Consider the following 12,753-nt stretch of genomic DNA (forward strand, 5'->3'; position numbering starts at 1 on the left):
TGTAATTTCTATATCAAGGATTAATTGTAATGAGTGCACGGAAACTCTCCAGGCTTGAGATCGGCGGACACAGCCTTGCCTACCACGGACTGTCTGCGTTCGATGCGAGCGAAGTCGCGAAGCTGCCCTACTGCCGCAAGATCCTGCTTGAGAATCTATTGCGCAACGCGGATGGAAAGGCCTCCGGCGCGGACCTGCTCGCCGCCTTGCACGGAAAGCGGGAACTGGAGTTCCGGCCGGCCCGAGTGATCCTGCAGGACTTCACCGGCGTTCCGGCGGTCGTTGACCTAGCGGCGATGCGCGACGCGATGGAGGCGCTGGGCGGCGATCCCCAGGCGATCAACCCACTGGCGCCGGCCGAACTGGTCGTGGACCACTCGGTCCAGGTCGATCACTACGCCACGCCGGATGCCCTGGCCCGGAACAACGAACTCGAATTCGAGCGCAACCGCGAGCGCTATTCCTTCCTGCATTGGGGACAGCAGGCGTTTCGCCAGCTCAAGGTCGTGCCGCCCAACACCGGGATCGTCCACCAGGTCAATCTGGAACGACTGGCGCGGGTCGTTTTCCGCAAGGAGCACGATGGCGTAACCCTGCTCTACCCCGACACGCTGGTAGGAACCGATTCCCATACGACCATGGTCAACGGTCTCGGCGTGCTCGGCTGGGGCGTGGGAGGCATCGAGGCCGAAGCCGCCCTGCTCGGCCAGCCGATCACGATGCTGCCTCCCCCGGTGCTGGGCGTGCGCCTGCACGGCAAGCTGCGCCCCGCCTCCACGGCCACGGACCTGGTGCTGACGGTAACCGAGGCGCTGCGCGAGAAGGGCGTCGTTGGTTGGTTCGTCGAGTTCTTCGGCGAAGGGCTGAACGGCCTCCCGCTGGCCGACCGGGCCACTTTGGCCAATATGTCACCGGAATTCGGAAGCACTTGTGCCATATTTCCTGTTGATGGCGAAACAATTCGCTACCTGGAGCTCACCGGACGCAGCAAAGAGCATGTGGAAATCGTGGATGCGTATGCCCGGGCACAAGGCCTGTGGCGGGAGGATTCAGGCCCCGAACCGGAATTCGACGACACGCTGGACATCGACCTGGACGCCGTCGTGCCGTCCATCGCCGGCCCCCGGCGTCCGCAGGACCGGATTCCGATCACACAGAGCAAGCCGGCTTTCGCTTCGGCGCTGAAGGAGCGCGGGAAAACTGCCGTTCCGTTCTCGGGAGACAAGCCCGGTGACGGCGCGGTGCTGATCGCGGCCATCACGAGCTGCACCAACACCTCCAATCCGTCGGTCATGATGGCCGCCGGCATGCTGGCGCGGGCGGCCCGCAAGCGCGGCCTCAGGCCCCCGGACTGGGTCAAGACCAGCCTGGCGCCCGGTTCCCGGGTGGTGACCCGTTACCTGGAGTCCGCCGGCCTTCTGGACGACCTGTCGGCGCTGGGCTTCGAGATCGTCGGATACGGATGCACGACCTGCATCGGCAATTCGGGGCCCCTGCGCGAGGACATCGCGCGCCACGTCGAGGAATCCGGACTGGGCGGCTGCGGCGTTCTGTCCGGCAACCGCAACTTCGAGGGGCGCATTCATCCCCAAGTGTATTTCAACTACCTGGCCTCCCCTCCCCTGGTCGTGGCCTGGGCGCTGGCCGGGCGCATGGACGTGGACATCGAGAACGATCCTCTTGGCCTGGACTCGGAGGGCCATCCCGTCTATCTGCGCGATGTCTGGCCGGACGCCGCCGAAGTGCAGGCTGAAGTGGCGCAGCACGTGCGCGCGGCGCAGTTCGAAGCGGGTTATGCGGGAGTGTTCGACGGCGACGAACGCTGGAACGCGCTGGAGAGTCCGGCCAGCAGCCGCTATCCCTGGGACGACGACTCGACCTACGTTCGCCGTCCGCCGTTCTTCGACGGCATGTCGGCCAAGCCCGAAGAGCCGCAGGGCGTGACCGCCGCCCGGGTCCTGGCGCTGCTTGGGGACTCGGTCACGACCGACCATATTTCGCCTGCCGGGGCGATCCCGGCCCGATCGCCCGCCGGCCAGTGGCTGAGCGAACAGGGCGTGGCGCCGCGCGAATTCAACTCGTACGGTTCGCGGCGCGGCAACCACGAAGTCATGCTGCGGGGCACCTTCGCCAATATCCGGCTGCGCAACCGACTGGCGGGCGGCGTGGACGGCGGCTGGACGCGGCTCCAGCCCGACGGTGAGGTGATGAGCATCTACGACGCCGCCATGCGCTACAGCGAAGAGAAAACGCCTCTGGTGGTGCTGGCCGGCAAGGAATACGGTTCGGGCTCCTCGCGCGACTGGGCGGCCAAGGGCACGGCCCTGCTGGGCGTGCGCGCGGTGATCGCGACCAGCTTCGAGCGCATCCATCGCTCCAACCTCGTGGGCATGGGCGTGCATCCGCTCGAGTTTCCGCAAGGGACGGATGCCGCAAGCCTGGAACTGGACGGCAGCGAGACCTATGACATCTCCGCGCCGAACGGAGTGGACGTGTCGGTGCGCGCCACCCGCACCGACGGCTCCACGGTCGATTTCGCGGCCCGCTCGCGAATCGACACGCCCAAGGAGCACGAATATTTCCGACATGGAGGCATCCTTCCCTACGTGCTGCGCCGCCTGGCGGCCTGAGCCCCGCGCATGACGGACCCACCCATCCTCGCGGTGCGTGAGCTGGTCAAGGACTATGGACCGGTTCACGCGGTTCGCGGCATTTCCTTCGACGTGCCGCGTAACTGCTGTTTCGGCCTTCTCGGGCCGAACGGCGCCGGCAAGACCACCACCGTGGAGATCATCGAAGGCGTAACGCCCGCCACATCCGGCGAGGTGCTGTACGAGGGCGAGAAAGCCGGAGCTGCATTTCGGCAGGATTCCGGAGTGCAGTTCCAGACGGCCGCACTTCAGGACTTCATCACGGTGCGCGAGACGCTGGAAATGTTCCACCGCCTGTACCGGCGCCGGGCCGACATCGACCAGGTGATCGCCGACTGCGCGCTGGAAGAGCTCCAGAAGCGCGACAACCGCAAGCTGTCGGGCGGACAGCGCCAGCGCCTGCTGCTGGCGATCGCGCTGGTGAACGATCCGAAGATCCTGTTCCTGGACGAGCCGACGACCGGCATGGACCCGCAGGCGCGGCGCAATTTCTGGGAACTGGTGGAGCGGATCCGCGCCCGCAACAAGACCATCGTGCTGACCACGCACTACATGGAAGAAGCACAGGCGCTGTGCGACGAAATCGTGATCATGAACGAGGGCGTGATCGTCACCCAGGGCGCCCCGGACACGCTCCTGAAGGCGCACTACAAGGAAATCATCCTGGAACTGCCCGAAGCCGACCTTGAGGAGCTGCCGGCGGAGTTTCCCTTTCACACCTATCGGCGCAACGGGCTGGTCGAGATTCACACCGATGACGCCAATGAGGCCATCACCCGCCTGAGCCGCGCCGGAGCGCCGCTCGGCCGCCTGAACATCCGTCCCTTCCGCCTGGAGGACCTGTTCCTGGACCTCACGGGCAAGGAGCTCAGATCATGATCCAACGAATACTCGCGATACTGCACGCGCGCAACCTCGAGTTTCTGCGCGACAAGGCCACGCTCGGCTGGAACGTGGCGATGCCGCTGCTGCTGGTGGCGGGCATGGCCGCGATCTTCTCCGGCGGCGACCGTGCCTCCTACAAGGTGGCGCTGGTGCAGGCCGAACAGGAGATCGACACGGCCGCGCACCCCTACCTCGAGACCCGCTATTTCGACTTCATCGCCATGGAGCAGGAGGAAGCGATCGAACGGGTGGCCAACCACCAGCTCGACCTGGCCCTGGACCTGAATGCCGGAACCTACTGGATCAACCCGGAATCACCGGGCGGATATTTCGCCGAGCGCCTGCTTGAAGCCTCGTCGGAGGAGGGCGCGTGGCTGCGGCAGCCGGCCAGCGGCGATCCCATCACCTACGTGGACTGGCTGATTCCGGGCATCCTCGGCATGAACATCATGTTCAGCTGCCTGTTCGGCGTCGGCTACGTCGTGGTGCGGTATCGCAAGAACGGCTTCCTGAAACGCCTGAAGGCCACACCGCTGCGGCCGGTGGAGTTCATGTCCGCGCAGATTCTTTCGCGCCTGTTGCTGGCGATCTTCGTCACCCTGCTGCTCTACGGCGCGACCCGGCTGCTGCTGGATGCCCGCATGGAGGGTAGCGGGCTGGCGCTGTTCCTGGTCGCGGTGCTGGCTTCGATCAGCCTGGTTTCGATCGGCCTGGCCATGGCGGCGCGCGTGACCAGCGAGGAACTGGCGGGCGGGCTGCTGAACCTGGTGACCTGGCCGATGATGCTGCTGTCCGGCGTATGGTTCTCGCTGGCGGGCGCTCCGCAGTGGGTGCAGCAGCTTTCCAACATCTTTCCGTTGACGCACGCCTTGACGGCCGCGCGCGAAATCATGCTGTACGGCGCGGGATTTGCCGATGTGCTGCCGCAACTGCTGATCCTTACCGGCATCACGGCGGCTTTCCTGACGATCGGCGCGACGATGTTCCGCTGGCGCGGCGCGTGAAATGCGATTGATCGATATCGGCGTGAACCTGGCCGACGCGTCGTTTGATGTGGATCGGAACGAGGTGATCGAACGAGCTGCGGCGGCTGGCGTGCGGCACATGATCGTGACGGGGACGGGGCTTAAGGAATCGGAGAGAGCGCTGGCATTGGCGGAGCAGAATTCGGGGATTTTTCGGTGTACGGCGGGGATTCATCCGCACCTGGCGACGCGGTGGGCGGATTCGCCGCAGGAGGCGCGTGAGCGGCTCGGCAGAGTGCTTGGCAACGAGCTGGCGGTGGCGGGGGGCGAGTGCGGGCTGGACTACTTCCGCAACCTTTCTCCGCCGGACGCGCAGCGGGAGGCGTTCGCGGGGCAGCTCGAGCTGGCGGCGGAGCACGGCAAGCCGGTGTTCCTGCATCAGCGCGACGCGCACGATGACTTCCTCGCCATTCTGAAGGAGCACGATGTCGCCAGGCTCGGCGGCGTGGCCCATTGTTTTACCGGCGGACCTGGGGAAGCGGAAAGCTACCTGGAGCTGGGGCTGTATATCGGCATTACCGGCTGGGTCCTGGACGAGCGGCGCAATCACGAACTGCTTGAGGCGATTCCCCTGATTCCGCTCGACCGCGTTCTGCTGGAAACCGACAGCCCCTACCTGCTGCCCCGCCATCCCGATGTGAAGCCGCGGAAGAAACGCCGCAACGAACCGGAGTTTCTCCCCTACGTCGCCCGAACTCTGGCCCATAAAATGCGCGTGGACCCCGAAGAACTCGCTGCCGCCGTGCGCGAGAACACGCACAGACTATTCGGCTGGCCCGAACCGGAGGATGCCCCATGAGCGATTAACTCGTCTTTTACACGAACCCCATGTCGCGCGGACAGATCGCGCGCTGGATGCTGGAGGAAGCCGGCGCCGAATACCGCACCGAGGTGCTGCAGTACGGCCCCGAGATGAAATCGGAAGACTTTCTGGCCGTCAATCCGATGGGCAAGGTGCCTACGATCCGGCATGGCGACGTCGTGGTGACGGAGGCCGCCGCGATCTGAGCCTACCTGGCCGACGCCTTTCCCGAAGCCGGGCTGGCGCCTCCGCCCGGGCAGCGCGGGGCCTACTACCGGTGGATGTTCTTCGCCGCCGGGCCGCTTGAAGCGGCCACCATCAACCGCGCGCTCAAATTCGAGGTTCCCTCGGAACGCGAGTCCATGATCGGTTACGGAACTCTTGAAGCAGTGCTCGATACGCTCGAGGCCGCCGTCAGCGCAGGCGAATTCGTTGCGGGCCCGAACTTTAGCGCAGCCGACGTGTACGTAGGCTCGCACATTTTCTGGGGCCTCCAATTCAAGTCAATCGAGATGCGGCCGGCTTTCGTTGACTACTGGTCGCGCCTGGAAAACCGCCCGGCCCGGCTGCGCGCCGCGGCACTCGACGAGGCGCTGATGCCCGAATCTAGCCAAGAAACGGAGTAAGCGCGTCAAGTTCGGCGGGGATTTCCTCGTGGCTGGAAGGCCGCGAGAGCAGTTCCTCAAGCTGCGGGGGCGGCGCCACCGCAGTCCCGATCAGCGGTTCGACCACGGTCTCGAACTTGGCTGGGTGGGCGGTGGCGGCGATGACCCAGTCTCCGGCGGGCGCGCCGGATTCGGCGAGCAGCCCGCGGCAGGCATCCACGCCGGCGGCCGTGTGAGGACATAGCACGGCGCCGGAATCCGAGTATTCCCGGTGGATCCGGCGGCGAATCCGCCCATCGTCAACGCTCGCGGCGCTGACGGCGGCCCGGATCCGGTCGACATCGCCGCCGAACTGGTGACGCAGCCGTTCCATGTTGCTGGGATCGCCCACGTCCATCGCATTGGCCAGCGTGCCGATGCTTTCGCGTCCGAGGTATTCGCCGCTGGAAAGGTAGTCCCCTATCGTGCGGTTGGCGTTGGTCGTCAGCAGGATGCGGCCGATGCCCGCGCCCATCTCGCGCGCCCAGAGGCAGGCCACCCCGTTGCCGAGGTTGCCGGTGGGAACGACGAAATGGGTTCCTTCCGGCGATTTGAGCGCGGCCCATGCGTGGTAGGCGCTTTGCGGCAACAGTCTGCCGAGATTGATGCTGTTCGCCGAGCCCAGCCGCACCCTTTTTCGCAGTGCGGCGTCGGCGAAAGCCTGCTTCGCCAGGCGCTGGCAGTCGTCGAACGCCCCATGCACGGCGAGCGCCTGGACGTTGTCGTCCCAGCAGCCGAGGTGGTGCTCCTGGCGCGGCGATATCCGGCCCTTGGGAAACAGCACGACCACGCGGATCTTCTCGCGGCCGGAAAACGCCGAAGCCACGGCCGCGCCGGTATCGCCCGAAGTGGCGACGAGGATGGTCAGCGGCGGCGAGGACGCGGGCTCTTCGGCCAGGATGCGCTCCAGGCAGGCCGCCAGGAAACGCGCGCCGTAGTCCTTGAACGCCGCGGTGGGACCGTGAAACAGCTCCAGCAATCGCAGCCCCGCGCCGTTCCCGGCAGGCGACAGATCGACCAGGGGCAGCGGACAGCCGAAGGCGTTGCGGCAGATGTCCGGCAGGGCGCCAGCCAGGGACGAACCCGCGAAGTACGGAGCCAGCATGTGTTCGGCCAGCTCCGCCGGCGTGGCGGCTTCGGCCAGCGCTTCGCGTTCGAAGACCGCCAGGCGCTCGGGAACGTACAGGCCGCCGTCCGGCGCGGTTCCGGTCTGCAGCACGGCTTCCAGAGTGGCGGGTCCGCCGCCGCGGGTGCTGTGAAATGCCGTCACGGGAAACTCCGCTAACGCGGCGCGCCCAGCATCCGCGCCAGGCGCAGCAGGTCCGCGAAAATGCCGCCGGCGGTCACCTCCGGCCCGGCGCCGGGCCCTTGTACCACAAGCGGGCTATCGCTGTAGCGGGCGGTGCGGAACAGGAACATGTTGCTGGTGAGATCCAGCCGGGCAAAGAGATGGTCCTCGGGCAGCGACTCCAGCCGCACGGATGCCCGGCCCTCGCTGTCCAGCCTTCCGACGTAACGAAGAACACGGCCTTCTTCTCCGGCCTGCTCAAGACGCCGGCGCATGTCGCCGTCGTAGCGCCCCAGGCCGTCAAGAAACTCCTCGACCGTGGCTTCCGACAGCTCCTCCGGCGCCAGGCTCTCCACTTCGACGTCGGCCAGGTCCATGCGCAGATTCAGCTCGCGCGCCAGGATCAGCAGCTTGCGCGCCACGTCCATGCCGCTCAGGTCCTCGCGCGGGTCCGGCTCGGTATAGCCCGCGTCGCGGGCCTGGCGCACGACCTTTGAAAAGTCCGAGTCGGCGTCCAGCGCGTTGAACAGATAGGCCAGCGTGCCGGAAAAAATGCCCTCCACGCTGAGCACCTCGTCGCCGGTGGCGATCAGGTCGCGCAGCGTCTCGATGACCGGCAGCCCGGCCCCCACGTTGGTCTCGTACAGCAGGTGCACGCCGTTGGCCCGGCGCAGTTCGTGCAGGCGCTCCCAGGCCGCGTGCGGCGCGCTCTGCGCCCGCTTGTTGGGCGTCACCACATGAATCCCGGCGCGAAAGAAATCGGCATAGCCGTCACTGATCGTTTCGCTGGCGGTGCAGTCCACGATCGCCGCGTGCGGCAGGTGATCGGGGTTCACATGCGCGCTGAAACGCTCAAGGTCCATGGCTTCGCCTTCGTTTGCCAGCACGCTGCGCCAGTCGTCCAGATCGAGGCTGCGCGGGGCCAGGTGCATGCGGCGCGAGTTGGCGATGGCCCGCACCCGGAAGTCGAGATTGAAGTTCTCCCGCAACTGGCCTGTGGCCCGGGCCATCTGATCCAGCAATTCGGCGCCGACGGTGCCCACGCCGATCACGCCCAGCGACAGCGTTGTATGCGAAAGGTAGAAGCCGCCGTGCGCGGCCCGCAGCGCCCGGGTTGCGCTGGCGCCGGTAACGACAGCGGATATGTTGCGCTCCGACGATCCCTGGGCAATCGCGATCACGTTGACGCCGGCGCGCCCCAGCACGCCGAAGAAACGGCCGGCCACCCCGGGAATTCCGACCATACCGTCGCCCACCAGCGCCAGCACGTTCACTCCATCGTCCCGCGTCACGCGGCTGACCTGCCCAAGGCCCATTTCCTGGGCGAAGGCATCGCGGGTGACATTTTCAGCGCGGTCCGCGTGGCCCTCCGGAACCGCGAAGGTTATCGAATGCTCCGAGCTTGCCTGGGTAATCAACAGCACCGTGACCTGCGCCTTGCTCAGCGCGTTGAACAGCCGGTCCGCGGTCCCGGGCACGCCGATCATCCCCGCGCCCTCCAGGCTGAGCATCGAAACGTTTTCGATCATCGTGATGCCCTTGACAGGCTCGTTCCGGTCGCCGTCGGCGGAAATCAGCGACCCTCGCAGCTCCGGCCTGAAGCTCGAGCGAATCCACACCGGGATCTTCTTGCTGATCACCGGCCCCATCGTCTGCGGATGAATCACGCGAGCGCCGAAGTAGGCCAGCTCCATGGCCTCGTTGTAGGACAGCTCGCGGATCACGTGAGCCTCGGGAACGCGCGCGGGATCGGCGCTCATCACGCCCTCCACGTCGGTCCAGATGGTGAGCGACTCCGAGTCCAGCAGCGCGCTGAATATCGACGCCGAGAAATCGCTGCCGTTGCGGCCGAGCGTCATCTGCAGTCCGCGCCCGTCGCGGGCGATATAGCCGGTAACCACGCGCACCGGAGTGGCGTCGTTTGCAAGCAGGCGCTTCAGGTGCCTGCCCGAGGTCTCCCAGTCCACCACCACCCCCAGTTCGCCCGGCTCCACGCGCAGGACATCGCGGGCATCGAGCCACCCGGCCTCGCGTCCGTCGCCGGCCCCGCGTTCGCTGATCAGGGCCGCCAGCAGGCGCGCAGACCACAGCTCGCCGCATCCGGACACCAGGGCTTCCATTCGCGGCCCCGCCGACCGGATCAGCACGGCGGAATGAAGAATGTCCGCAACGTCGCGGCACTCTCCGGCCTGGGCATCCAGCAGCGCGGCGCGCTGTTCCGGGTCCGAAATCAGTTCTTCGGAGACCGCGGAATACCGTTCCTGCAAGGCATCGAGGTCGTCCTGCCACTTCTCATCACCCGAAACCGCGCGGTCCAGCAGTGCAAACAGGGCGTTGGTCACGCCCTGCATGGCCGACACCACCACGGCCACCCGCGGCGAGGAATCGCCCAGCACGATGCCCGCCGCACGCTCGAAACCGCGCGCGTCGGCCAGGCTGCTACCGCCGAATTTATGTACTGTCCAGGTCATGGGAAAAACCTTAGGCCGCCGCCCTGGTCCTGTTGGCGACAGGAATTCTACGCAAAGCCATGGTTCCGGAGGAACCGGCGTATCAGCCGTTCGCACCGTTTCGGGTGTTCCAGTTGAAGCAAGTGCGTTGAATCCGGGATGAAGTCGTAGTCCACAGGATGGTTGTGTCTCGGATTCAGTGTCGGCCTGTAGGCGGGCGTCATGGTGGGATCCGACGCGATTACCTTGGTCGGACAGGGAAGGTTGCTCAGGTCCACCAGATACGCGAAGCTGCGCGCGTACGCCCAGATCTGCGCCTCGTATTCGCGGGGACAGCGCAATTCGACGCTGTTTCCGTCCCGAGAGCTCCGGAGCACGGTACGTGCCATGAGTTCGGCCGCCCCCGGAACGGCCCGCGACAGCAGAAAGTGGTGAGCGACTTCGGCGAACTGACCCGTGTCGCGAAATCGGTCGGTTCGGCGCCGCGCGATTTCCGCCGGCCTGTAGATCGACTTGTCGAACTCTTCCTCCCAGCGCTTCGGCTTGACGAGCGGCGGATCGAAAAAGATCCAGGCCGACAGGTCGCCTGTTCGGCCTGTGCCGAGCGTACGCGACAGCAGCGCGGTCAGCGCCGAGAGAGAATGAAAGACCCCGACACTGCATCCTGGACCAAATCGATCGGCGAGGGACTCCACGACATCTTCCTGGTCGCGGATCAGGTTGGGTATGTTGTGTCCGCTTTTCGGGCCAACCGCGTTCCACCCGTGGTTCCTCAAGTCGTAAACGAATACATCGAAGTCGTCCGTGAACCGCGACCAGAACGGATAGTAGAAGTCGCTCGCCAGGCCGTTGCCGTGGCCCACCAGCAGGCGCACGCCACGAGGGTCTCCGTGTCGTCGCAATTTGGTTACGCTGCCATCTTCGTGCTGGACGTCATGCACGGAATGCGGTTCCGGTACGTCCCAGGCCGGGCCGGAAGCCATGCTGCGGAAGTTCAATCGTGCGCCAGCGCGGCTACCGGATCCAGCGCGGACGCGCGACGGGCCGGCAGAATGCCCGAGAGAAGGGCCGACACCAGGGCAGCGCCGGTTGCCGCCCAGATGTACCAGGATTCGTATGCCGAAGGAGCGTCCAGGGCAAGCTCCACCAATTGACCCGCAAGAAAGCCCAGGGGCACTCCAATTGCGATGCCAAGCAAAGTGACCAGGCACGTCTCGGCGATGAACTGCCTGGAGATGTCGCTTCGGCGGGCGCCCACGGCCATTCGAATCGCGATTTCCCGCGTTCGTTGCCGAAGCGCGCCCAGCATCAACGCCATTGTGATGGCTGCGCCCGTCAGTAGCGCAGGCACCGCGATCCCGACCAGAAGGGTCACACGGGTCCTGATGGAATCACGGTAAACGCCGAAGATCTGCCTGTCCGTGGTAATCATGACGTTCTCGTGTCCGAGGCGACGTATCAGCAGATCGCGAATATCGGAGGCGGTGTCCTCCACCTGGGCAATGTCCCGCACGTACGCGGCGATCCCCATTCTGATTTCGTTCCCAAAGAGCACCTCCCTGCCGGTAGCGAAGGGCACAAAGAGGTTGGGAGCAAAGCTCGGCCGCGAGAGATACGGTTCTTCCTGCATGATGGGATGCGGTGCGAGAACGCCAACGATTTGGAAAGGAACACCGGCGACATCGATCCACTCACCCAATGGTTCCTCATCCGGAGCGAAGATCTGGTCGCGCAGGAAATTGTCGATTACGACAACCTGTGAATTGTTCTCCCCATCCTGCCGCGTGAGATATCGCCCGGCTTCCAGCGGCCAAAGCGTCTTCATGAAACTCGGCAGGACCTGAGTTCCGAAGGCCTGAACCTCTTCCACACTCCTGTCACCGTAGCGCACGAACTTCATTTCAAACTGGTTCGCAACCACTTCGCGCACGTTTGTGACCTCTTCAATGCTGCGCGCATCGTCGGGATTCACATCCCTCATTCCTGGCTGAGGAAGAACACCGATATCCACGCGATCCACACCCATGCTTCCGACGACCTTCAGGCTCGCCTCGTAGGTGCCGTTGGCGAGACCCAGCAACGCAATGGCGGAAGCCACGCCCAGCAAGGGGCCTCCGGCCTGCAATGCCGTGCGCAGCCGGGCGGCGCGAAGCGAATCCACTCCCGCGCGCAGAGCCTGGGCCATTTGAGCCAGAAACGACAGCTTCTTCTCCATCATCGCCGGTGCACTGGAGGCCGGCTTTGGCTGTTCTCGATGCGCCCCCGAATCGCGCGATATAGCGCCATCAAGCAGTTCAATCCGGCGCTCCGCCGCGCCGGCCACGGCGGCGTCATGCGAAACCATGATCACGGTATGGCCCCGGGACGCCAACTCTCGAAACAAGGACAGAATCTGGTCGCCATTTCGACTGTCGAGAGCACCGGTGGGCTCGTCGGCAAGAATGATCCGCCGACCGTTCATCAGAGCCCGGGCAATCGCCACTCGCTGCTGCTCGCCACCGGACAGTTCGACCGGCAGGTGGGTCTTGCGCCCTTCCACGCCGAAAGAACGCAAGAGTTCTTCAGCCTGGCGGCTGCGCTCCTGCCCCGGAATGCCCGCGTATTCCGCCGGCAGTTCGATGTTCCGCAGCGCCGTCATCCGATCCAGCAGACCGTAATCCTGGAACACGAAACCGAAGGCCAGGCGCCGCAGCATCGCCAGCCCCCGGTCGCCCAGTCCACCCACGTCGCGGCCGGCGAACCGGTAATTCCCCTCGGAAGGCCGATCCAGGCAACCGATGATGTTCAGCAACGTGGATTTGCCCGCTCCCGAAGGCCCGGTAAGGCAAACAAACTCGCCGGAATCGATGGTGACGGAAACGTCATTCAGGACACGAACAGGACCGCCTTTCGTAGCAAAGGCTCGCCCTACTCCCGCAAGTTCAATCAAGGGCATTCGGGACCGTCCTCCAGGCAGGATTTCATGCAATCTATGGGACTGTTCTTTTCGTGGACCAGAGGATTCTAAG

At 65.2% G+C, this 12,753-nt stretch carries 8 protein-coding genes and 1 pseudogene; 5 read left to right on the plus strand and 4 right to left on the minus strand.

Translation table 11 applies throughout. The annotated features are described in order from the left end of the window. Nucleotides 1–29: 29 nt before the first annotated feature. The 5 genes and pseudogenes from acnA (at nt 30) to F4Y72_01845 (ending at nt 5,989) form a co-directional block, all read left to right on the plus strand. A complete protein-coding gene (acnA, locus tag F4Y72_01825) occupies nt 30–2,630 on the plus strand; it encodes an aconitate hydratase AcnA (protein ID MXZ27025.1) in 2,601 nt (866 codons plus the stop codon). A gap of 9 nt (nt 2,631–2,639) precedes the next feature. Further along, the gene (locus F4Y72_01830; protein ID MXZ27026.1) at nt 2,640–3,530 is read left to right on the plus strand and encodes an ABC transporter ATP-binding protein; all 891 of its coding nucleotides are present in this window, start codon (nt 2,640–2,642) and stop codon (nt 3,528–3,530) included. Beyond that, nucleotides 3,524–4,540, plus strand: coding sequence for an ABC transporter permease (locus F4Y72_01835; protein MXZ27027.1), 1,017 nt, complete (start codon nt 3,524–3,526; stop codon nt 4,538–4,540). The genes F4Y72_01830 and F4Y72_01835 overlap by 7 nt, the downstream gene beginning before the upstream one ends. A 1-nt stretch (nt 4,541) precedes the next feature. Further along, the gene (locus F4Y72_01840) at nt 4,542–5,360 is read left to right on the plus strand and encodes a TatD family deoxyribonuclease (protein ID MXZ27028.1); all 819 of its coding nucleotides are present in this window, start codon (nt 4,542–4,544) and stop codon (nt 5,358–5,360) included. Further along, nucleotides 5,357–5,989: pseudogene (locus F4Y72_01845) on the plus strand (glutathione S-transferase family protein). Before F4Y72_01840 ends, F4Y72_01845 begins: the two are co-directional and overlap by 4 nt. On the opposite strand, the gene thrC reads toward F4Y72_01845, so the two are convergent. Genes thrC through F4Y72_01865 form a run of 4 tightly spaced genes read right to left on the minus strand, consistent with a single transcriptional unit; the run spans nt 5,970 to nt 12,680 of the window. Further along, the gene (gene thrC, locus F4Y72_01850) at nt 5,970–7,277 is read right to left on the minus strand and encodes a threonine synthase (protein ID MXZ27029.1); all 1,308 of its coding nucleotides are present in this window, start codon (nt 7,275–7,277) and stop codon (nt 5,970–5,972) included. The pseudogene F4Y72_01845 and the gene thrC sit on opposite strands and share 20 nt — an antisense overlap. A gap of 11 nt (nt 7,278–7,288) precedes the next feature. Then, entirely contained in the window at nt 7,289–9,766 is a 2,478-nt protein-coding gene (gene thrA, locus F4Y72_01855) for a bifunctional aspartate kinase/homoserine dehydrogenase I (protein ID MXZ27030.1), read from the minus strand. A 47-nt stretch (nt 9,767–9,813) separates the two neighbouring features. Beyond that, the gene (locus F4Y72_01860) at nt 9,814–10,743 is read right to left on the minus strand and encodes an alpha/beta hydrolase (protein MXZ27031.1); all 930 of its coding nucleotides are present in this window, start codon (nt 10,741–10,743) and stop codon (nt 9,814–9,816) included. Next, entirely contained in the window at nt 10,740–12,680 is a 1,941-nt protein-coding gene (locus tag F4Y72_01865) for an ATP-binding cassette domain-containing protein (protein ID MXZ27032.1), read from the minus strand. The genes F4Y72_01860 and F4Y72_01865 overlap by 4 nt, the downstream gene beginning before the upstream one ends. Between the last annotated feature and the right edge of the window lie 73 nt (nt 12,681–12,753).

This window comes from Gammaproteobacteria bacterium (assembly GCA_009838035.1).
GTDB lineage: Bacteria > Pseudomonadota > Gammaproteobacteria > Steroidobacterales > Foliamicaceae > Foliamicus.

What these genes read in the sequence shown, in the direction of transcription:
- acnA (MXZ27025.1), top strand. Translation starts at nt 30, where the DNA reads ATGAGTGCACGGAAACTCTCCAGGCTTGAGATCGGCGGACACAGCCTT.
- F4Y72_01830 (MXZ27026.1), top strand. Translation starts at nt 2,640, where the DNA reads ATGACGGACCCACCCATCCTCGCGGTGCGTGAGCTGGTCAAGGACTAT.
- F4Y72_01840 (MXZ27028.1), top strand. Translation starts at nt 4,542, where the DNA reads ATGCGATTGATCGATATCGGCGTGAACCTGGCCGACGCGTCGTTTGAT.
- thrA (MXZ27030.1), bottom strand. Translation starts at nt 9,766, where the DNA reads ATGACCTGGACAGTACATAAATTCGGCGGTAGCAGCCTGGCCGACGCG.
- F4Y72_01865 (MXZ27032.1), bottom strand. Translation starts at nt 12,680, where the DNA reads ATGCCCTTGATTGAACTTGCGGGAGTAGGGCGAGCCTTTGCTACGAAA.